The following is a 22,058-nucleotide window of genomic DNA, read 5'->3' on the forward strand; positions in this document are numbered from 1 at the left end:
AGTATTTCCTTGGAAAAAATCAAACAGGGTCATTGGGGCTTCAATCTAATGCCGATGGCCGGGAGAGGGGTATGAAATGTTTTGCGAGAAATGCGGAACCCAAATAACTGAAGAAGCAAAATTTTGTCCTAACTGTGGCGCACCTTTGAAGAAGGAGGTACCTGTCCAGGATGGACCGATAGCGGCGGAAGCTGAGACAACAGAGAATGTTCCAACTGCGGAAACAGAAGCTGAAGCACATGAAACAAGGGCGACAGAGGATAATTCTGGTACAGCAGAGGCGGTTGTGTCTCCGGTAGAAGGATCCTTTGAGACTGTGGAAGGCGGTGAAATTTCAAATACAGAAATTTCAAATACAGAAGTTTCAAATGCAGAAACTTCAATCAAAGAGACTGCCGTGGAAAAATCCGGTATTGAAGATACTTTAGCTCAGGCTGCAGATGAAGTGGCTTCAGAAGCGGATGCCGGTGGAATATCAAATGCAGAAGTTCCTGCGGTGACTGAAGTATCAGATAGTTCTGTAACTGATCCTGCAGATGTAAATGTATCTAATGAGGAGACTGCTCCAAAGGAGAATCTGACAGAACAGTATGCAAGACGTATAGCAGAGCAAAAGGCTGCCACGGGAGGCGGAGCATTTGCCGGAGCTATGGCATCCGGTGAGCAGAACGGCCAGTATAATGGTCAGCCGGGCCAGTACAATGGTCAGACAGGCCAGTACAATGGTCAGGCAGGCCAGTACAATGGCCAGCCGGGCCAGTACAATGGCCAGACAGGCCAGTACAATGGTCAGACAGGTCAGTACAATGGTCAGGCAGGCCAGTACAACGGTCAGACAGGCCAGTACAATGGCCAGGCAGGCCAGTACAACGGTCAGACAGGCCAGTACAACGGTCAGACAGGCCAGTTTAGTGGCCGGCAGGGTGCCCAGGGTCAGTTTGGACAGGGCCAGCCCGGATATGGAAATAACGGAGGACCTCAGTACAACGCACCAAAGCCGAAGAATTCTCTTGCTACAGCGGGAAATGTTCTTGCTATAGTTGCTTTGGTTCTTGCATTCTTCCAGGTATTTCATGTCCTCGGTTCATTCTTCGGTATAGTGGGAAGCTTTGCGGATGAAGGCGTCCTTGGATTTATATATGGCGTAGGAAATTTTGTGATCCAGCTCATAAAGATGTGTGGTCTCCTTGGCTCGGCTCTGGTAATGTTCCTTATATGGAAGAAGTGGGATGACAATAAAGCAGAACCGTTAATGGTTGGCACACTTGCCGGTGGAATAGTTATAGTTCTTTCGGTTATAGTCCGAGCTGTTTTTGTAGCGATATTTAATGCTGCTTTCGGTTACGATTATGCAAGTATGTTCTCGGGCGCATTCCTGAGCGTCATCTTTGCGATTGTTATGATGGCTCTCACATATGTATTTATGGGAGAAAGACATATCAATCCGCTTGCGGGACTTCAGGGCGGAAATGCCGGAGATACCATTAAGAAAGATATCGAAGTTCTTTCGGATATGGCTGTTGAGGCTAAAAATGAATATCAGTCGGGAAAGAATAACCCGTCCGGTAATGCAAACTACAATTACAATGGAGTTAATCAGAATTATAATCAGTATCAGCAGCAGGGACAGAGCGCTCCTTACGGAGGGGTGAATGGAGCAGGACAACCTAATGTATTTGCGTCAGCACCGCTTGCTACTGACAGAAGTCTTGTGACTTATATCCTCTTGGGATTTGTTACATGTGGAATCTATAGTCTTTACATGCTTCACTGTATCATTAAGGATGTTAACATCACCTGTGCAGGTGATGGAAAGACCACATCAAGTATTTGGGCTTATATAGGCTTTGGTATCCTTACATGTGGAATTTATGACATGATATGGCTCTACAACCTTGGAAACAGACTTCAGTATAATGCACCTCGTTATGGTATGAATTTCCAGGAAAACGGTACCACGGTACTTCTTTGGGAACTGTTCGGTGCAGTTCTCTGCGGAGTCGGTCCTTTTATTGCGGCGCATATCATTATCAAGAATTCAAATGCTTTGAATGCGGCGTATAACAACATGATGTTCCAGCAGAACAGATAAAAGAATAAAAAATATATCCCTGCGGGTCCTGTGATTTGGGCTTGCAGGGATTTTTGTGAGTATGATGTGCCGGGAGGCTTGAATGATATTTATATTTACTGCATTATATCCTGAGGCGAAGCCTCTTATAAGGATGCTTGGACTAAAGAAGCGTACGGACAGGACAAGATTTCAACAGTTCGTGTCTTCAGACTATATGGATATTATGGTGACGATGAAGAGGATGTCATCGGACGGTTCGGGAGCTGATATCAGACCTGATATTGTGCTGGTCATCACCGGAGTGGGACCTGTTAATGCGGCTGCGGCAGTTTCTGCAACTCTTACTGAATATGATGCCGGGTCGGCTGATCAGATGCTGTCCTTTGGCACGGCTGCATTTCTTCACGGAGCGGTGAAATCAAACGGAACTGCCGGTGTTTTTCTTTTGAATAAACTGCTTGATCAGAATGCGGGCAGATGCTTTTACCCGGATATGCTTATAAAATGCGATATTCCTGAGGCTTCGGCAATTACCGGTAGTACGGTGTTAAGTGAACGCGCTGCAGCATTTATGGCGGTTTCTGCAGAGAACTATGATATATATGACATGGAAGCTGCGGCGGTATACCAGACTTCGGCTTTTTATATCGGGCCGCATCAGATGAGCTTTATCAGAGTTGTTACGGATAGCGGGATATCGGATGATATAAAAGACATCAAATCATTGTCGGAGATGGTCGCTGCAACAGTAGAAAAGTATGTGGATCAGATATTATGTTATGTGGATAAGCTTCGAGAGCTTTCTCTGGCGGAAGTGAGAAAGATGAAAGAACCTGATGAAAAAGACTCAGAACTTGTGGATAAGATCATCAATGATGCTCATTTTTCAAGGGTAATGCAGGATCAATTCAGGCAGTATGTGAAATTTGCTGTTCTCAGCGGCATAAACTGGAGAGAAGAGGCCGAAAGACTGTATAGAGAAGGGGAGCTTCCGACCATAGATAAGCGAAAGGGAAAGAAGGTACTTGATGCAATCAGAAACAGTATTTCGGAATAAGGCGTTTTCACATATATACGTTGAAGATAGAATTCTTAATATTGAGCAGTACAGGGGGAGAGCAGAGGAAATATTAAAACATTTTCCGGAGGCAGAAGTTGTCGCCATAGATCACTATAAGGACGTGTTTAATCGCCATAAGCAGAACTATGTGATGCAGCACGAATCACAGGCATTGATATTGGCACTTAAGCAGGGAAATTTTGTATATCCGGGTGCGGAGGTGTGCCAGAACATGGGGAATAAGCATTTTTACTACGCATCCTGCATGATGAACTGTCTTTTTGATTGCGAGTACTGTTATCTTAAAGGTATGTATCCGTCAGGAAATATGGTGATTTTCCTGAATCTTGAGGATATATTTACTGAGGTGCTGGGACTTTTGGAAAAGCATCCGGTTTATCTGTGTGTTTCATATGATACTGATCTCATGGCGGTGGAATCTCTGACAGGATATGTAAAAAAATGGATAGAATTTACATCTGCGCATCCGGAACTCATCATAGAGATAAGGACAAAGGCTGGAAATGTTGACTTCCGAAATCTGCTTCCCGTATATAAAGATGGAATGACAGATGGTGGCGGAAGGGTGATTTTTGCATTTACATTGTCTCCGGAATACGTGGTTTCGCACTATGAGCACAGGACAGGAAGTCTTGAAAACAGAATCAGAGCTGTGAAACAAGCCTTAGAGCTTGGCTTTACCGTGAGACTTTGCTTTGATCCTATGATTTACTGCCCCGACTGGAGAAAAGAATACGGAAGTATGCTGGAACGTGTATTTTCCGAGATTCAAATGGATAGAGTGTATGACCTGAGCGTGGGAAGTTTCAGGCTTTCTGAGGAGTATCTCAAGGCTATGAGGCGTAATATGCCGGATAGTGCCGTGGTGCAGTATCCATATCAGAATGATCATGGTGTATATCACTATAGTGAAAAGCTTACTGACGAAATGGAGAAATGGCTTGTATCACGCCTTGCGGAAAAAGTACCTGTGGACAGGATATTCCGCTGGCAGGATCAGGACAGAGGATGATCCGGTGACGTATGTGTGGTGCTGTACCTGCATTGGGGAGAGGTTCTGAATGAAGATTGAGGGGGAGAAAAATGCATATATGTTTGGAAATTCTTCCGGCTTTAACCTAAGGATATGATACATATTTCAAATAAAGATAAATCTTACGGAAAAAATCAGGATATTATATTATGAGAGATATTTCAAAAAAGAAGACTGCCATAGTCACCGGAGCTTCTTCGGGGATAGGAAGGGCGATTGCCGGAAAACTTGTGGCTATGGGATATGAAGTATACGGCATAGGGAGAACATTTTCTGATGAAACTTCAATGAAAGAAGGGTTTCATCCTGTAATTTGTGATCTGAGAAACACAAAGGAACTTCTTTCTGCTGTGAGAGAAATAGTGAAGATTCGGGATACAGAACTGAAGGTGCTTGTAAACAATGCCGGCGCTGCCTACTACGGACTGCATGAGACTCTTGATCCTGAAAAGATTCAGGAGATGGTAAGAGTCAATCTGGAAGTTCCGCTTGTTCTGACGCAGCAGCTATTAAAATATATAAGGGAAAACAAGGGGAATATCATTAATATTTCATCTGTGACGGCAGTGTCATCAAGTCCTCATGGAGCATGCTATGGGGCTACAAAGGCGGGGCTTATGAGTTTTGGCAGAAGTCTTTTTGATGAAGTGAGAAAGCATGGTGTCCGAGTGACGACTATACTTCCGGATATGACGGATACTGCGCTTTACAGAAATGCGGACTTTGAAGCAGACGATGCCGATGATGCACACCTTGATCCAATGGATGTTGCGGATGCTGTCGGGTATATTCTCGGTATGAGAGGCGGAGTTTCTGTTCCGGAGATAATGTTGAGACCGCAGATTCATAGAATAAAAAAGAAAAAAAACTGAATCGATGTTGATGAAAATCTGCTGTATGCTTTGTGGTGGCTTTAGTAAAAAAATAAGACAGCAAACCCAGCTCCTGGACAAAGGGGGATTTGTCTACGAGTTGGATGTTGCTATCTGATACTTCTGATTTTAATGTTTGAAACGAGAATGTCAAATAAAGAATTTATAAATTGATGAAGTGAGTTTTATAATCCGGCATTTAAGTGTATTTACGCAAAGGCGGGAGACAGTCTATGTAATATGCATTTGACGGAGCCTGTTGTAAGAATCGATGCTGTATCAAATGCTGCGGTGTTTTAAAGAGAGGTGGATGCATGGAAGATTTTAAGATTACAATTGCGGGCGTTGGCGCTATCGGCGGACTGCTGGCCGGCATGCTGGGACGTAAGTATGCGAATCAGATAACACTTATCGCAAGAGGGAAGCATGGGGAAGTGCTGAAGGACAAAGGGGTTGTTCTTCGCAGTGACTTTTACGGGGACAGTACCATGTGCCCTGCCGCGGTGGTTTCTGATGGCAGGGACATACCAGTTCAGGATCTCGTGCTTGTTTGCTGCAAGAACTATTCTGTTGATCAGCTTTCAGAAATTGTGCGTCCGTGCATAGGACCTGATACGATAGTGATGCCTGTCATGAACGGAGTTGAGCCGGGGGATACCCTTCGTGATAAATTTCCTGAAGCTAACTGTATAGATTCGCTTATCTATACCATAACTTCAAAGGAGCCTGATTTCTCTGTAAGACAGACCGGTATCTATACCCATATGTTCATTGGGACAAAGATTAGAGATGAGCGACACATAGAAGCGTCTAAAAAGATATATGAGCTGTTTAAGAGTGTGAATTTTGATGTAAGGTACAGTAATGACATAATGTCTGAGATATGGCAGAAGTTTATTCTTAACTGCGGATTTAATGTTGTTACTGCCCGCTATCTTACAAACACCGGAGGCATGCGCCGTAACAGCGAATGGTCCGGTGACCTTTATAAGCTTATGATGGAAGCCGAGAAAGTTGGTAAAGCTGAAGGCGTAAACATCCCTGAAGGTACGGCAAAAATAAAATATAATTATGTTATGGATAAACAGGGCGATGAAGCTACATCTTCTTTGAAGAGAGATGTTGAAGCGAAACGCCCCGCAGAGTTGGATGCCTTTTTAGGAGCAGTAATACGAAAAGCAGAGAAGTACGGCATAGATGTACCTTGTACAAGGAGATATCATAAAGGGCTTTCTGAGATGATAGAGGCTTATACGAAATGACGCAGGAAAAGGCGCGGTAGTGACCGGGGCAGAAAATAGAAACTGTGGCCTATAGGTGCGAAGATATATGACGGGATATCCCCGGTCTTTACATCAGGATATATCAAATATAAACCAGGTGTATTTCCGAAGATTTCGGTATTGTGATAAAAATGTAATATACAAATCGTGATATAACGACTTCCAATGGCGGAAAATATCCTCTGTTGGAAGTCGTTTTGCGTTAGAGAGATGTGTCCGGCAAATGCCATGATATTTATTATCGGCAGCAATGGAATCAGAAAGCCGGATGATAGCAATTACCTATGATTATGATAGCGTATTACCTATAATTATAACGGACATGAATATACAAGTCTGATAATACACTCGATAACAAAAATTTAACAAAAATAAAAATATTCATAAGAAAAGCCTTGATTTTATTTATATATGCCCGTATCATATAACCATAGACGTGAGTCGATTAAAGAAAATATAACTAATCGTGATGGCGATAATCGGCAAAAATCATAGTGTGTGTCCTTTAATATGTCTTTAAATAAGACTTAAAGCTTTTGCTTTCGGACGCACATTCTTGTGGGAAAACAGTGAAGGGAGAATGAACTATGAACGACAATAAGAACGCTTCTATGGCTGTATCAGCTAAGATCGACGCAGACGCAAAAGGATTTGCCGATACTGCGGTCAAGACAAAGAAAAGCAGCGGAGCATTGCTTGGTGCAGCATTCCTCATGGCTACCAGTGCTATCGGACCGGGATTTCTGACCCAGACCTCATCTTTTACGGGTCAGCATCAGGCCAGCTTCGGATTTGTAATTCTGGCATCAGTTTTACTTGCTGCCATTGCCCAGCTGAATATCTGGCGTGTACTTTGTGCCACCGGCATGAGAGGACAGGACATTGCCAATAAAGTTCTTCCCGGACTCGGATATTTTCTTTCGGCTCTTATTGTTCTCGGCGGTCTCGTATTTAATATCGGTAATGTCGGTGGTGGAGCACTTGGTTTCAATACGCTTCTTGGAATCCCGACAACCGTAGGATATGTTCTTACGGGTGCCATTGCCATCGCAGTATTCCTTTCCAAGAATGCGAAAGGTGTTATGGATACTCTGGTAAAGGTTCTCGGCGGCGTTATGATCGCAGTTATCTTTGTCGTTATCCTTATCGTTAAGCCTCCTATAGGTGATGCGGTTGTCAATACTGTTGTTCCTTCAACGGGTTATGGAGCATTGTTCCCGGCTATCCTTACACTTCTCGGCGGAACAGTCGGAGGTTATATCACTTTCTCGGGAGCTCACAGACTCATAGATGCCGGCATGACAGGCAATGATAAGCTTAATGAGGTTACCAGGAGTTCTGTTACAGGTATTCTTATTGCAGCTCTTGTAAGAGTATTCCTTTTCCTTGCAGTACTTGGTGTAGTTGCGAAGGGAGCAACACTTGATGCAGGAAACCCTGCAGCGGATGCATTCAGACAGGGAGCAGGCGCTATCGGATATCGTTTCGCAGGTCTTGTTCTTCTCTGTGCAGCAGTTACATCAGTTATCGGCGCTGCTTATACATCGGTTTCTTTCCTTAAGACATTTAACAAGAAGATTGCAGATCATGAGAACTTATGGGTCATCGGATTCATCACAGTATCAACACTTGTTATGATACTTACGGGATCACCTGCAGCACTCCTTATCATCGCAGGTGCTGTAAACGGTCTTATCCTTCCGATATCACTTGGTATCTCGCTTGTGGCTTCCCAGAACAAGAAGATTATGGGAGAAAACTATAAGCACCCTACAGTACTTCTGGTACTTGGAATCCTTGTAGTTATCATTTCAGCATACGTTGGAATCACATCACTTGGAAATTTCAGCAAGCTTTTCAGCTGATGCTGAAGAAACACTTTAACTGGTGTTTATATAAAGACAGGGTCATAAGACAGTATTAAAGACAGATGCTCATGCGGTCTCCGTATGGGCATCAATCTATAGGAGAAATAAGGTTTATGCAAAATGTAAGAATTGTGCCGGAGGGCGATTCCTCTCTGCTCATACAGTTTGAGCAGGTTATAAGCCCGGAGGTGAATCAGAAGATAGCTGCTGCGGCAAAGCTCATAAAGGCACAGCAGATATCAGGTATCATTGACATGATACCAACATACTGTTCGCTGCTTATCAACTACAATCCTTTGGTCATAAGCTATGCGGATCTATATAAAAGAGTTGAATCTATAGTGCGTATGGAGTCGCGATCTGAGGCAGGACGCAAGAAAGTCTGGGAGATTCCGGTACTGTATGGTGGAGAGTATGGCCCCGACATCGCGACAATTGCGGATCATGCCGGAATCACAGAGGAAGAGGTCATCAGGATACATACAAGTCGGGACTATCTTATATATATGCTTGGGTTTCTGCCGGGATTTACTTATCTCGGAGGTCTGGATGAACGCATTCATACACCCAGACTTTCAACTCCGAGAGTCAGGATTCCTGCCGGTTCTGTAGGCATTGGCGGATCTCAGACAGGTATCTATCCGATGGACTCTCCGGGAGGATGGCAGCTTATGGGCATGACACCGGTGAAGACCTATGATCCAGAGAGAGAAACACCGATACTTGTAGAGGCCGGAGATTATATAAGATTTGTTCCGGTAACGGAAGAGGAGTATCGGGAGATCAAGGCAATGGTGGATGACGGGACATATAAGGTTAAAGTGCATGAAGGAGATGACTAAATGGGGTTCAGAGTTATAAAAGGCGGATTACTAACCACCGTACAGGATCTGGGGCGGTCAGGCTATCAGAGCCAGGGCTTCAATGTCGGCGGTGTCATGGATCAGCGTTCCTTCCGTATTGCGAACCTGCTTCTTGATAATCCTGAAAATGAAGCGGTTCTTGAATGTACTCTCATAGGACCGACGCTGGAGTTTACTTCCAGCCAGATCATAGCTATCACAGGCGGAGACTTCAGACCGGAGCTTAATGATGATCCGGTACCTATGTATACTGCAATATATGTTAACAAGGGAGATGTTTTGAAAGTTGGTTCTGCAAGAACCGGAAGAACATGTTATATTGCATTTTCAAACTATCTGCAGATTCCGGTTGTCATGGGTTCCAGAAGTACCAATCTGAAGTGCGGTATAGGCGGATTCAAGGGAAGAAAATTAAATGACGGTGACTATATATCTACGAGAATAAAGAGAAGAAAGTATCTTCCGTATTTTCTGTCCAGATCACTTCCTCTTCATGAGTTCGACAACAGTACCGAAACCATTCGGGTTGTCATGGGACCTCAGGAGGATATGTTTTCAGCAAAGGGAATGGAGACATTCCTTAACAGCGAATTCATTGTCTCAAGTAACTTCGACAGGATGGGGGTGCGACTGGAAGGACCTTTCGTTGAGAGCAAGACGGGATCGGATATTATTTCAGACGGTATAGCACTTGGTGCCATACAGGTACCGGCGCATGGAAAACCTATCATACTTCTTGCCGATCACCAGACGGCCGGCGGTTATGCAAAGATAGGAACTGTAGCAAGTGTGGACCTTCCGAAGGTTGTGCAAAGAAGGATAGACGACAAGATAAAATTTAAGGCTATAACAGTGGAAGAGGCGCAGCATCTTATCAAGGTGCAGGAGCATGAGTATCAGGTATTCAGAAATCGCATACACAGACCGTGTAAGGAGGTTTTGGAGGTCAGGCTCACTGCTCAGAGACTTGAGAAGCTGTTCACATAAATATTGTGGGATAAATGATGGAAGTTATGTCGGATTCTCGGCATGAATCTGATGTCAGGGCCGTTTTTCGGGAAGGCTATATCCGGAAAGACCGACGATTCCATATGGAAAGGATTGACCGATGATGGATTTAGATAAGATTGAAGGACTGGTAAAGATTCTTGAGGGGTCATCTCTTAAGACCATGTCAGTAAAGGACGGAGATTTTAAGATCACCATGAGTAAGCTGGATAATCCGCCTGTGATTTCCGGGGGAGCTCAGGTTGCACCTGTTGCTGTTAATGCTTCGGCGGGGGCAGAAACTGTATCGCATCAGGTTAACGGAACCGTTGATGATGAAACAGAAGTAAACATTACATCTCCTATAGTAGGAACATTCTACTCTGCAGCAGGTCCGGATATCCCGGCTTATGTTAAGGTTGGGGATACCGTAAAGGCAGGTGAGACAGTCTGCATAGTAGAGGCTATGAAGATGATGAATGAAATATCTGTTGACTATGACTGTGAGATCGAAGCGGTTCTTGTTTCCAATGAGCAGAAGGTGGAGTATGGTCAGCCGTTGTTCAGAGTAAAGAAGCTGTAGGAGGTCCGGATGTTTAAAAGAGTTTTGGTTGCAAACCGCGGAGAGATTGCGGTGAGAGTCATCCGTGCTCTTCGTGATATGGGGATTGCTTCCGTTGCGGTTTATTCAAAGGAAGACAAGGATGCTCTTCATGTGAGACTTGCGGATATGAGAGTCTGCATCGGTGAGGGGCCGGCCAGAGATTCATATCTCAATATGGATGCCATCATCTCCGCAGCGCTCAATACCGAGTGTGAAGCCATTCATCCGGGATACGGTTTCCTGTCCGAGAACAGTGAGTTTGCAAGAAAATGCCGGGAGAATGACATCGTATTCATTGGTCCTTCTCCTGAACTCATTGATGAGATGGGTAATAAATCAGCTGCACGAAAAAGGATGATGGATGCCGGAGTGCCTGTGGTACCTGGAACAAAGGAGCCGGTTTATGACGCATCTATTGCACTTTCTGAAGCAAAAAAAATAGGTTTTCCTGTCATGATAAAGGCAAGTTCCGGTGGTGGTGGAAAAGGAATGCGCGAATGCTTTTCCGAAGAGGATTTCGAAGATGCATTTAATACGGCTCAACGTGAATCTGCCAATGCTTTTGGTGATGACACCATGTACATCGAGAAGCTGGTGGTACATCCGAGACATGTGGAGGTGCAGCTGATCGGAGACAAGTTCGGTAATGTTGTTACACTGGGAGAAAGAGACTGTTCCGTACAACGTAATCACCAGAAGCTTATCGAGGAGTCGCCGTCGCCTGCCATAGATGAATCTACCCGCAGGCAGATGTATGTAGACGCAGCCCTTGCTGCAAAGACAGTGGGATATGACAGCGCAGGAACCATTGAGTTCATAGTTGATCAGAGTGGAGAATATTACTTCATGGAGATGAACACCCGTATTCAGGTAGAGCATGGCGTCACGGAGATGGAAACCGGAACGGATCTCATGGTGGAACAGATACGTATAGCTGCAGGAGAGATGCTTGGTTTTAAGCAGGAGGATATAGTGCTTCGCGGTCACACCATAGAGTGTCGTGTCAATGCTGAGATTCCGGAGAAACATTTCATGCCGAGTCCCGGAAAGATAACCAATCTGCTTCTGCCGGGTGGAAACGGAGTAAGAGTGGACACTGCTGTATACACCGGATACACTATTCCGTCAGAGTATGATTCAATGATTGCAAAGATCATCGTTCATGCAGATACAAGAGATGCGGCCATCATGAAGATGAAAGCAGCCCTTGATGAAACACTTATCATGGGAGTGGATACAAATCTTGATTTCCAGTATAAAATCATGAGCAACCCTACATTCTGTAAGGGTGAGGCAGATACGGGATTCATCAAGGCGTTTACAGAGGGAGGAAAATGATGCAGGTTGATCTGAACAGTGATCTCGGAGAAAGCTTCGGACGTTATACATTGGGTGAGGACAATGAGATCATTCCACTTATAACAAGTGCCAATGTAGCTGCGGGTTTCCATGCGTCTGATCCATTGGTTATGCGTAAAACCGTGGAGGCTGCAAAAGCTTCAGGCATTGCAATCGGAGTACACCCGGGATATCCGGATCTCATGGGATTCGGAAGACGAAATATGGTGATCTCGAATGAGGAGTCCTATGCATACACATTGTATCAGATTGGAGCACTGGATGCTTTTCTGAAGGCGCAGGGCATGAAACTTCAGCATGTGAAACCTCATGGTGCTTTCTACAATATGGCGGCAAAGGATAGAAGTCAGTCTGAAGCCATCTGCAGAGCGATAAAGGATTATGATCCAGAACTTATCGTTATGGCACTTCCTTCGGGTGAACTATATAAGGCTGCGAAGGACATGGGGCTCAGGGCTGCGGCAGAGGTGTTTGCAGACAGAGCCTATGAAGAAGACGGAACCCTTGTGAACAGAAAGAAACCGGGTGCCATGATCACGGACGAGGAGGAATCCCTAAGCAGAGTCATCCGTATGGTCAAGGAACATAAGGTAACGGCAATAACCGGTAAGGATATAGATATCACTGTAGATTCCATATGTGTACACGGTGACGGTGCAAAGGCTCTTCAGTTTGTGAGAAAGCTGAGGGAGGGACTTGCAGCAGCAGGGGTAGACATTAAGCCACTCAGGGAATTCCTGTAATTCCGTATAAGACAAATTTAATAATTTTTAAAATATGATTTTGAGCCGCTTAAAAACGATGACTATTCATCGCATTTTAAGACGGCTCTTTTTCGACCTGTTTTCTGAAAATATTACATTAAATTTCAATTTTCAGAATTAAATAAAAGGGCTATGTGAGTTAAGGGGATATAATTTTTTTCGCGATTATGCCGATATGTAGGGTATCAGGGGATGAGTATACAGAAACTTTTAATTTATAGGAGAATCTAACCATGATTGATATATATATTCGTATACACCCGATCACATTTGAAGATTGCGGGGTTCTGGGAGGCAGAACAGCTTTTCCGGCAGGAACCGAGATGCGCAGCAAAACAGGAAAGAGTGGAGCTGATTTTATTGAAGAAGTGCTTCATTTGCTCATCAGAAAATCAAAGCGCGGAAAGTTTATCTATCCCTTTAAGAGAATAGCGGTCTGCTTCATAGATATGGACGGAGCAATCAGTCTTGCATATACAGGTGACGGTGATATTGAGAATAATACTTATTCGTATATAGATAACAAAGGGAACACCGGAAGGATATACAGTTACTATGAGATAGGGGAACTATTGAGCCGGAGAAACATTCAGCTCTATGCCGTATTTCAGCAGCAGGATGATGGCAGCTTCAGGGCTATCGGAAATGTGCTTGATAGCAGCATGAGAGATAATGCTGAAGCCGGAGAGTCTTCGAGTGTAAGGGGAGACAGAGGTATACCTGCACGGATCTTTGATGCGGTGAGGTGTCTCGACCTGCGTGGAAGCTGTAAGGCGAAGGTTGTGGAGGCTTCTGATTTTCATAACTATATAAAGTATGAACTTGGAGAGGATTTCTTTATCGAGGCATACGACAATCTGAATACCAATTCCCGGGAGTATTGGCTGGGCAGGGACTATACCAAAGAAAAACAGCTTTTGAATTGCTTTGATCTCGATGATCCTTTCTGTGATGACTATATCGGCAGCGACTGGAAGGTACATATCGATGAGCGGTTTGCAGAGGTTCTTTGCAAGCTTACAGACAGTTATGAGTATCTGTATATCGATAATGACTATAAACTCAGCATGCTGGCTTTAAATCTTGAAAGGGTTGAGAATGGAATCAGGTAACCGTAGGACGGGAGTTTGACAGGTTGCTGATTAAGAGCATATGGATAAAAGATTTTAATTGTTGTGAATACAGTACAAAAATAAAGGATAAATCAGCTTTGATGCCCCGGAGTCTTTGCGGACTTCGGGATTTTTGTGTTTACAGGAAGACAGGGATTCAATTAATCAGGTTGAAGTACGGTGACAGGGGAAGGTTTCGATAAGTGCAGAGGTGTTAATTGTATTTGACTTGTGAGTGGAAAGAGATTAATCTAGAAGCTGATGCGGTTAAAATTATTTAACTAAAAAATTTGAGCAATGTGGCCGGGTTTTAAATATCCGGCTGAGGAACGGAGATAGTATTATGGCTCTTTTGACGATTCATGGAAAAGAGATAAAGATACCCCTTATTCAGGGAGGGATGGGAGTAGGTGTTTCTCTTGAAAAGCTTGCAGGAGCAGTTGCCGGTTGCGGCGGTATAGGTTGTATCAGTACAGCAGACTGCGGTTATCGTGAAGATGATTTTATGAAGAATCCTGAGGAGGCAAATCTGAGAGCTCTAAAGGAAGAGATCCGAAAAGCAAAGGAAATATCACATGGTATGGGACTTATTGCCATCAACGCTATGGTTGCTACGCAGCAGTATGCTGAAGCAGTGAAGACAGCGGTAAAGAGCGGCGTAGATGCGGTTATTTCAGGGGCTGGTCTCCCGCTTGATCTTCCGGAGCATGTACCGGAGGGCGAAGCACTTATCGCTCCCATAGTTTCAAGTGACAGGGCATTCAATGTCATCGCCAGGTCATGGGAGAGACATTACCATCGATATCCTGACTTCGTGGTTCTCGAAGGACCGAAGGCGGGAGGACACCTTGGGTTTAAGGAAAAGGAGCTTCTTGAGGGAACCTGTGGTTCTGTGACGGATATTCTTAAGAAGCTTGTAGAGGCAGTGAAGCCTTATGAAGAAGCAATAGGAAGAAAAATCCCTGTATTTGCGGCCGGTGGAATCTGGGACAAGGCTGATATAGAGGAGGTACAGGATCTCGGTGCAGCAGGAGTACAGATGGCTACAAGATTCATTGCCACAGAGGAGTGTGATGCTTCGCAGGCTTACAAGGATACTCTTCTTAATGCTTCGCAGGATGAAGTTCGCATTATCCACAGTCCGGTAGGCATGCCCGGAAGAGCAGTGTTTACACCGCTTATACAGAAGCTTGAGTCCTTCGGACGTATCCCGCCGGTACACTGTTCCAGATGTATCAAGACATGCAATCCGGCTCAGGTGCCATATTGCATCACAAGGGCGCTCATCGAGGCTGTAAAGGGAAATTACGAAGAAGGACTGTTTTTTACAGGAGATAATGTAGGACGTCTTGATAAGATGACCACGGTTCCGGAACTTATCAGGGAATTGGGATTTTAATTTATAAACTTTTTGTGAACAGGAAACTGACAGATTGACACCGGTTTAGGCCGGTGTTATTCTTTTTAAATGATTAGCACTCAATTCGATTGATTGCTAACAGAACCATGACAGGTAATTACATCATCAGTGAGTGGTAAATGCTTTTGACATTCACCATGGTATCGGCAAAGCATTGATTTGAATGTTTGAAGGTTTGATGTTTTTACAATGATATGGAAGATTATATAGAACTTCGTCTTTCGGGGATTTATCATAGATACAGGGGAGACGGTGACACGCCTTCGGGCGCAGTCCCTGGGAGGGACAGACAGGAGTAAAGATGAAAGTATTGCCACTATACAATGTGTTGGTTTTACCCAATTCAAATATATATTTTCAGACTCAGGCATTCAGGGCGATAGCAGGCAATAATGTTTATCAGGGAGACACGGTGACTCTCCTTATGATGAAACAGCAACAGACCCGTGAAGAGATAACAGAGAACAGTTTTTATCCTATAGGCGTACAGGGAAAGATCGAGGAGATAGCTGCAGAAGGATATGTGATCATCAAAACTGAAGATCGTGTAAACATTACCGAAATTGCAATCAACGAGCAGCATGAGATATTTGTTGAAACTACAAAGCGTGAAGATATAAAGGATCTCAATGTCAATGAAGCTCGTCAGAAGCTTATGAAGATTAAGGCGGATCTTAAGGAACTTCTGTCAAGATTCCGCTGGGGCGCAGTGATGGAGGATTATATCGATCAGTATACCTCGATCGAAGAGGCTGCGGCGGTACTTAGTTCATGGATAACCATCACCAATGAGGAACGTTATCATGTACTGGAGATGGATTCCGAGAAAGAAAGATTCGATGCTCTTGAGAAGATAATTTATGAGTATGCCGAAGTGACTCGTGTGACAACAGATGCACAGTCAGCCCAGCAGCAGGACTATCAGAAGCTTTATAAGGAAAATGCTCTTAAGAAACAGATTGATTATCTCCAAAAGCAGTTGGATGAGATGCATCCGGAGCAGGTTTCCGAGGTTCGGAAGTTTGAACTTAAGATACAGGAATCCGAAATGAATGAAGAGGCTAGAAGAGAGGCCGGGAAAGTTCTGAACCGTCTCAAGAATGATGGTGACAATTCTGCAGAATCCGGAATGCTTTATGATTATCTTGACTTCGTTACGGGACTTTCCTGGAAGAAGGAAGAGCCTGAGCAGATAGATCTTTCGGAGGCTGAAAAGATTCTTGATGAGGATCATTTCGGAATGAAGAAAGTGAAGGAAAGAATCATTCAGCAGATCGCAGTCATGAATCTGAAGAGAAAGCAGTCCGGTTCTATCATCGTTTTCGTGGGAGCTCCGGGTACCGGTAAGACTTCCATAGGCAAGTCCATCGCCAAGGCGCTTCACAGAAAGTATGTGAGAGTATCCCTCGGAGGTGTTAAGGATGAGGCTGATATCAGAGGCCACAGACGAACATATATCGGTGCCATGCCGGGACGTATCATGGACGGAATCAGCAAAGCCGGAGTGTCAAACCCGGTTATGGTTCTTGATGAGATCGATAAGCTTTCAAGCTCATATAACGGAGACCCTGCAAGCGCCCTCCTTGAGGTTCTTGACCCTGAGCAGAATAACACATTCACTGACCACTATATGAATGTGCCGTATGACTTAAGTGATGTACTCTTTATCTGTACGGCCAATACTCTTGACACTATTCCTGCTCCGCTGCTTAACCGAATGGAGGTTATTCAGTTCCAGGGATATACTCCGTTAGAAAAATTCCAGATTGCGGAGAAACATCTGCTGCCTAAGGCGCTTGATGCTGTAGGACTCAAGACAAAAGACATTAAGGTTAATGATGATGCCATGGAGACCATCATTTCCGACTACACACGCGAAGGCGGAGTAAGAGGCCTCAAGAAGAGACTTGATACGCTTTGCCGTATAGCTGCTGTGAAGTTCGTAAGAGAAAATGGTGTGCCGGAGGTAGAGGAAAATCAGGATGACAAGTCTGAGACTCTGACAGACAATATGGCATCATTAGAGAAAAAGTCTGTAGAAAAAGTTCAGTCTGATGTAAAAGATGAAATAAATGATGACCTAACGGAAGAGAAACATGAGAGTTCATCCGACGATGGCGCACAGAAACCTGTGGAAGAGAAGCAAACAGTGTCTCAGGGAGAACCAAAGATTGTAGTGACTAAGGAAGAACTTCGTGAGTATCTGGATATGCATGCCCTCACCCACAACAAAGTGAAGGATGAGGCGCGTCCCGGTGTGGTTACAGGTCTTGCATGGACTCAGGTAGGTGGCGAGATTCTTTATATAGAAACTCTGTTCAACAAGGGTGAAGGTAAGCTCAATGTAACCGGACAGCTTGGTGATGTGATGAAGGAATCGGTTCAGATAGCATTATCTGTAGTTAAGTCGAGATTTCCTGAACTTGCTTCAAAATTTAAGGAAAATGATCTTCATATCCACGTACCTGACGGTTCGACACCTAAGGATGGTCCTTCTGCGGGCATTACCATGACAACGGCACTGGCTTCGCTCGTAACAGGACGTCCGGTTTCTCCGCATATCGCCATGACAGGTGAGATTTCACTTGAAGGTACTGTCAATGCCATAGGCGGACTTCCCGAGAAGCTCATGGCAGCAGAGCGAGCCGGAGTCACAAAGGTATTTATCCCTAAGGACAATGTTGAAGACCTTCGTGATGTGGCTTCCGAGGTAAAGGACAAGCTGGAGATCATCCCTGTGGAATATGTTGAGGAAGTGCTCAAAGCGACAGGAGTCATGACAGAGGAAGATAATAAATAAAATTCTGTTATGGCTGACATTAAAAACAGGGTGATACGTTATAAATACATGAGTTAAAATATATATTATACAGACTGCAACGGAGCAAATGAACTAACAGGTCATTTGCTCCGCTTTTTTTGCGATAAAGCCTTCACGCGGCCGACGTGCCTGCACGATCGGACATGGGAAGGCTAACGCAGAATCGGGTATGGGGACCCCTGCCCGATTACGATAATAAGGCCCGGGATGGATATCGAGACATTATGAATGCTATAAGCCCAACACCTGTATCATATCGAACGGATTTGCCACCATGGGCATATCTCTTCCGGGAGCTATCGCGGCGAAACTGATACATCCGGAAAACAGGGTCATGGCCATAACGGGAGACGGCGGATTCATGATGAATTCCCAGGAGTTGGAAACGGCGGTGCGTCTTAAGCTTAACATCGTTGTTATGATACTTAATGACAGCAGCTACGGGCTCATCAAATGGAAGCAGAAGGACCGTTTCAATGAAAGCTTCTGTGTTGATTTTACAAACCCGGATTTTGTAATGCTGGCTGAAGCCATGCATGCAAAAGGATTCAGAGTGGAAAGCACAGAGCATCTTATAGAGACTCTGGAAGAAGCATTCCGGTGTGAGGGACCTGCGGTTATCGACTGCCCTGTTGATTACAGTGAGAACGAGAAACTGAGCATGCATCTCAGGGAGGTCATGGACAGATACCGGATATAGGGAAAGATATGGATTATCAAAGTGACATTAAAAACTTTTTAAAATGGTAAATATCAGTATCTAAGGGGTATATAAGGACTAAATAGCATAATATGTTATTTAGTTGCGTCGATATATATTTCGATAAATTGCTATTCATTTTATTATGAGTTTCAGCGTTGGAGTATATGTTAAGGAATTTAGTCCGATATGAGAATAAGACATAATTTATCTTCGGTAACTGCATTAAGATATTTCGGAAATAATCAAGGTGAACTTTGTAAAAATCTTGAGAAACTGTCCTCAGGCTTTAAGATTAATAAAGCAGGAGACGATGCTGCAGGGCTTGCGGTAAGTGAAAGCATGCGTGAGCGTATCAAGGGGCTTGATCAGGGACATAATAACATTGATGATGGCATTTCACTTATTCAGACGGCTGATGGTGCCATGGCAGAAATTACAGAGATACTTCAAAGAATCAGTAAGCTATCTGTACAGGCTGCAAACGGAACCTATAGTGAAGACAATCGCCGTGAGATTCAAAATGAGATCAAAGAACTGAAGGTAGAGATAATAAGGATTACGGATGACACTGAGTTCAATGACATCAAAATCTTGAAACAGAGTAATGAGGACAAGTATGTGAACTATACAAAAGATCTTCCGGACTGGCTAAAAGCACAGTCCTCTTCAGAGATGTCTATAAACAATGTTTCCGGCCTGAATTTTGTTCAGGATCAGGATGCGTATTTTGTGAAGAGGACAAACAATACTTCCCCGGAAACTTATGATTACTATGGACCGGATGAAAAGTATGCGGGTGACAGTAATTATACATATAAAGGCACATGGACTCCGGAACTTAATGATAACTTAAGTGCAATCATAGATTTCAGCGGACTTATGACAAAGTATGATGGTTCAGGTTCCTTGACAGCGAAAGATCTGTATAATGATGTTTTTGAGCTTCTTGGAAGCAGTATAGGTATGTCCTGCGCGACCTGTAATGCAACAGGGGTTGCACATCCACAATACTATGGAGTAGCTTTTTATGGAAGTGTCAGAGAGTTGGATAGTGATGATATACGTGAGTACTCATTAGACTCCATGAGATATTCCGGGGGGAAGAGTGTTACGGGTAATGCCATAGACCTCGGAACCCTAACATTGTCAGATGAGACTTCAACAACGGTTTTTGACTATTTATCATATCTGGTGGATTCCAATGCAGACCAGGTAACTCTTTCTGAAGCGGCAAAAACTGTAGCTAACAGACTCTACAGTAAAACCTATGAAAGTCTGTCTGGATATGTTGAAGCAACGGATCACTATAACAGAATGCTGGATATGAATGCAGATGGCAATACCCCGGCCATAGCTATATATGATTACAGAGACGTAGGCAGTCTGGATAGCTACAGTAGTGTATCCATCAACAGCAAAACAACAGGGACATATATAAAACATCCTGAAAAATTCTGGATACAATGCAGCAGTGTGAAGGATGATCGTATTCCATTAGACCTGCCATATTTGGATCTTGATGAACTCGGGATTAAGAATTTTAGTGTTGATACCTATAAAACAACAAGGACTCCTATATACTCTCCGGAAGATCTTGCTAAGCTTGACGATCCTGCCAATTACGAAATTACCCATCATTCAGTCCCATATCAGGCTGTTGTGGGTACTACCACTAATGGTAATGGTGAGACTGTTTATGTTTATGAAACAAGGTATAGTGAGTATGACACAAAGAGGTACATAGGACCAGCGGTTTCGCCTACAGGTTATACAACGTCTTCTACATATGCCCCAAGTAACATTAAGGATATAAAGGATGCCATAGATAAGGTCTCATACTACAGAGCAAGGCTTGGTGTTCAGCAGAATCGGCTTGAGTATTCGCGCAACAACAATGAGATAAGGTATGAGAATATAACCGATTCTGAATCTCGTATCAGGGATACTAACATGGCGGAAGAGATGTCAAAATATGAGAAGAATACCATACTTATCCAATCGGCGCAGTCAGTACTTGGACAGATTGATAAGGTTACGCAGGGGATGATGAAGATGATTGAAGGATTGTGATTAGAGAAGGACAGGTGTAAGGACAATAGGCAGTCATTTAATTGTAAGAGGGTTTCATAGAATCTATACTTGTTTTGAGAGGTCGATGAATCTAGAATAACTGTTAAGTTAGAAAGATTTTTATGATAATAGTTTACTAGGAAGGTGAATATGAAACTAACAAATAAAAGATTTTTTGGTTTAGCTAAGATATCTGTTCTTATGGCTACGGTTCTGACTGTTGCGGCAGGATGTGCCACTACAGCTTTTGCAGAAACGAAGGTGGCCTGCATAGGTGACTCCCTCACCAGGGGATATCTTCTCGAGAAGGAGAGCGATTCCTATCCGGCTCAGCTTCAGAAGATACTTGGTAATGAATATGAAGTGAAGAATTACGGTCAGACGGCAACGTATGTTATAGATGACGGTCCAAATGAGTACGTGGATTCAGAGATGTATCCTAAGAGTGTTGCCTATGATGCGGATGTGCTTGTATTCATGTTTGGTGCGAATGACATAAGAGCCTATGACTGGACTCCGAAGTATTTTGAGAATCAGTATGCGGAGGTTGTAGCAAGCTATCTTAAGAGTGGGAAGAAGCCGAAGATATATTTTATCATCCCGCCTGAGGCAAGGGATGAGTATTTCGGACTTCAGAGAAATGCTGTTGAGGCAACACTTTCGCTTGCATCAAAGTTCGATGCTACAGTTATCGACAGCTACAATCTGGCTATCGGGCATCCTGAGTATTATATGGAGGATAAGGTACATCTCTACGGAAGTTTTTATGGCAAACTGGCTGATCTTGTTGCTAAGACTATAAAGAGAGAGTCTGCAGTAGAAATGATTGATGGCGCCCAATATGTGACTGCACCGAATGAGGATGTATCCGAGGAAATCCTGCAGGAAAACAATCGTCTTTTTGCAGCGGCAGAAAAGGCTAAGGCTGAAAGAGATGAGATGTATAAGCCATATATTGAGAAGCTGTTGGCCGAGCATCCGGATTATGAAACCACAGGTTTATATGATTGATCTAAAAAGAAGCGAAGAGATTCGCTTCTTTTTAGTTTCATAAAAGTGTAGTTGTTAAAGAGGAATGATTCTTGGATTATAAAAGATGCAAAAAAGATTGAACACAATCTAACTATATTTACTGATATGTGCT

Annotated in this window: 17 protein-coding genes; all 17 read left to right on the forward strand. The window is 43.8% G+C overall.

What is annotated here, in order from left to right; all coding sequences use genetic code 11:
- Positions 1-76 precede the first annotated feature (76 nt).
- The 17 genes from BM294_RS02200 to BM294_RS02280 all read left to right on the forward strand — a co-directional run bounded on the left by BM294_RS02200 (position 77) and on the right by BM294_RS02280 (position 21,925).
- On the forward strand, positions 77-2,092 hold the full coding sequence (locus tag BM294_RS02200; RefSeq protein ID WP_091204442.1) for a DUF4234 domain-containing protein: 2,016 nt from the start codon (positions 77-79) through the stop codon (positions 2,090-2,092).
- Positions 2,093-2,174: 82 nt separating this feature from the next.
- Positions 2,175-3,131, forward strand: coding sequence for a nucleoside phosphorylase-I family protein (locus BM294_RS02205; RefSeq protein ID WP_091204444.1), 957 nt, complete (start codon positions 2,175-2,177; stop codon positions 3,129-3,131).
- A complete protein-coding gene (locus tag BM294_RS02210) occupies positions 3,103-4,167 on the forward strand; it encodes an SPL family radical SAM protein (protein WP_091204446.1) in 1,065 nt (354 codons plus the stop codon). Before BM294_RS02205 ends, BM294_RS02210 begins: the two co-directional genes overlap by 29 nt.
- Before the next feature lie 170 nt (positions 4,168-4,337).
- Positions 4,338-5,060 (forward strand): SDR family oxidoreductase, encoded by a 723-nt coding sequence (locus BM294_RS02215; protein WP_175494424.1) that lies wholly within the window; start codon positions 4,338-4,340, stop codon positions 5,058-5,060.
- 314 nt (positions 5,061-5,374) lie between these two features.
- On the forward strand, positions 5,375-6,322 hold the full coding sequence (locus BM294_RS02220; RefSeq protein ID WP_091204448.1) for a ketopantoate reductase family protein: 948 nt from the start codon (positions 5,375-5,377) through the stop codon (positions 6,320-6,322).
- A 734-nt stretch (positions 6,323-7,056) separates the two neighbouring features.
- The gene (locus tag BM294_RS02225) at positions 7,057-8,208 is read left to right on the forward strand and encodes an NRAMP family divalent metal transporter (protein ID WP_091204619.1); all 1,152 of its coding nucleotides are present in this window, start codon (positions 7,057-7,059) and stop codon (positions 8,206-8,208) included.
- Between the two features lie 116 nt (positions 8,209-8,324).
- The gene (gene pxpB / locus BM294_RS02230; RefSeq protein WP_091204451.1) at positions 8,325-9,053 is read left to right on the forward strand and encodes a 5-oxoprolinase subunit PxpB; all 729 of its coding nucleotides are present in this window, start codon (positions 8,325-8,327) and stop codon (positions 9,051-9,053) included.
- Complete coding sequence (locus BM294_RS02235; RefSeq protein WP_091204453.1) at positions 9,054-10,061, forward strand: 5-oxoprolinase subunit C family protein; 1,008 nt, start codon at positions 9,054-9,056, stop codon at positions 10,059-10,061.
- Positions 10,062-10,185: 124 nt separating this feature from the next.
- Complete coding sequence (gene accB / locus BM294_RS02240; protein WP_091204620.1) at positions 10,186-10,644, forward strand: acetyl-CoA carboxylase biotin carboxyl carrier protein; 459 nt, start codon at positions 10,186-10,188, stop codon at positions 10,642-10,644.
- A gap of 9 nt (positions 10,645-10,653) precedes the next feature.
- Entirely contained in the window at positions 10,654-12,003 is a 1,350-nt protein-coding gene (gene accC, locus BM294_RS02245; RefSeq protein ID WP_091204456.1) for an acetyl-CoA carboxylase biotin carboxylase subunit, read from the forward strand.
- On the forward strand, positions 12,000-12,767 hold the full coding sequence (locus tag BM294_RS02250) for a LamB/YcsF family protein (RefSeq protein WP_091204458.1): 768 nt from the start codon (positions 12,000-12,002) through the stop codon (positions 12,765-12,767). The genes accC and BM294_RS02250 overlap by 4 nt, the downstream gene beginning before the upstream one ends.
- 254 nt (positions 12,768-13,021) lie before the next feature.
- Positions 13,022-13,900 carry a hypothetical protein gene (locus tag BM294_RS02255; RefSeq protein WP_091204460.1) on the forward strand — a complete coding sequence of 293 codons (879 nt, stop codon included), beginning with the start codon at positions 13,022-13,024 and terminating at the stop codon, positions 13,898-13,900.
- A gap of 343 nt (positions 13,901-14,243) precedes the next feature.
- Positions 14,244-15,299, forward strand: a complete 1,056-nt coding sequence (locus BM294_RS02260) for an NAD(P)H-dependent flavin oxidoreductase (RefSeq protein WP_091204461.1) — start codon at positions 14,244-14,246, stop codon at positions 15,297-15,299.
- A 322-nt stretch (positions 15,300-15,621) separates the two neighbouring features.
- A complete protein-coding gene (gene lon, locus BM294_RS02265; protein ID WP_091204463.1) occupies positions 15,622-18,120 on the forward strand; it encodes an endopeptidase La in 2,499 nt (832 codons plus the stop codon).
- A gap of 232 nt (positions 18,121-18,352) precedes the next feature.
- Positions 18,353-18,841: a thiamine pyrophosphate-dependent enzyme gene (locus BM294_RS02270; RefSeq protein WP_091204464.1), complete on the forward strand. Its 489-nt coding sequence runs from the start codon at positions 18,353-18,355 to the stop codon at positions 18,839-18,841.
- A gap of 189 nt (positions 18,842-19,030) precedes the next feature.
- Positions 19,031-20,914 carry a flagellin gene (locus BM294_RS02275; RefSeq protein WP_091204466.1) on the forward strand — a complete coding sequence of 628 codons (1,884 nt, stop codon included), beginning with the start codon at positions 19,031-19,033 and terminating at the stop codon, positions 20,912-20,914.
- Between the two features lie 150 nt (positions 20,915-21,064).
- The gene (locus BM294_RS02280; protein ID WP_091204467.1) at positions 21,065-21,925 is read left to right on the forward strand and encodes a GDSL-type esterase/lipase family protein; all 861 of its coding nucleotides are present in this window, start codon (positions 21,065-21,067) and stop codon (positions 21,923-21,925) included.
- Positions 21,926-22,058: the final 133 nt, after the last annotated feature.

The sequence above is a fragment of the Oribacterium sp. WCC10 genome, assembly GCF_900113415.1.
GTDB lineage: Bacteria > Bacillota > Clostridia > Lachnospirales > Lachnospiraceae > Oribacterium.

Coding starts and splice junctions, on each gene's coding strand:
- BM294_RS02200 (WP_091204442.1), top strand. CDS start 77: ATGTTTTGCGAGAAATGCGGAACCCAAATAACTGAAGAAGCAAAATTT.
- BM294_RS02205 (WP_091204444.1), top strand. CDS start 2,175: ATGATATTTATATTTACTGCATTATATCCTGAGGCGAAGCCTCTTATA.
- BM294_RS02210 (WP_091204446.1), top strand. CDS start 3,103: ATGCAATCAGAAACAGTATTTCGGAATAAGGCGTTTTCACATATATAC.
- BM294_RS02215 (WP_175494424.1), top strand. CDS start 4,338: ATGAGAGATATTTCAAAAAAGAAGACTGCCATAGTCACCGGAGCTTCT.
- BM294_RS02220 (WP_091204448.1), top strand. CDS start 5,375: ATGGAAGATTTTAAGATTACAATTGCGGGCGTTGGCGCTATCGGCGGA.
- BM294_RS02225 (WP_091204619.1), top strand. CDS start 7,057: ATGGCTACCAGTGCTATCGGACCGGGATTTCTGACCCAGACCTCATCT.
- pxpB (WP_091204451.1), top strand. CDS start 8,325: ATGCAAAATGTAAGAATTGTGCCGGAGGGCGATTCCTCTCTGCTCATA.
- BM294_RS02235 (WP_091204453.1), top strand. CDS start 9,054: ATGGGGTTCAGAGTTATAAAAGGCGGATTACTAACCACCGTACAGGAT.
- accB (WP_091204620.1), top strand. CDS start 10,186: ATGGATTTAGATAAGATTGAAGGACTGGTAAAGATTCTTGAGGGGTCA.
- accC (WP_091204456.1), top strand. CDS start 10,654: ATGTTTAAAAGAGTTTTGGTTGCAAACCGCGGAGAGATTGCGGTGAGA.
- BM294_RS02250 (WP_091204458.1), top strand. CDS start 12,000: ATGATGCAGGTTGATCTGAACAGTGATCTCGGAGAAAGCTTCGGACGT.
- BM294_RS02255 (WP_091204460.1), top strand. CDS start 13,022: ATGATTGATATATATATTCGTATACACCCGATCACATTTGAAGATTGC.
- BM294_RS02260 (WP_091204461.1), top strand. CDS start 14,244: ATGGCTCTTTTGACGATTCATGGAAAAGAGATAAAGATACCCCTTATT.
- lon (WP_091204463.1), top strand. CDS start 15,622: ATGAAAGTATTGCCACTATACAATGTGTTGGTTTTACCCAATTCAAAT.
- BM294_RS02275 (WP_091204466.1), top strand. CDS start 19,031: ATGAGAATAAGACATAATTTATCTTCGGTAACTGCATTAAGATATTTC.
- BM294_RS02280 (WP_091204467.1), top strand. CDS start 21,065: ATGAAACTAACAAATAAAAGATTTTTTGGTTTAGCTAAGATATCTGTT.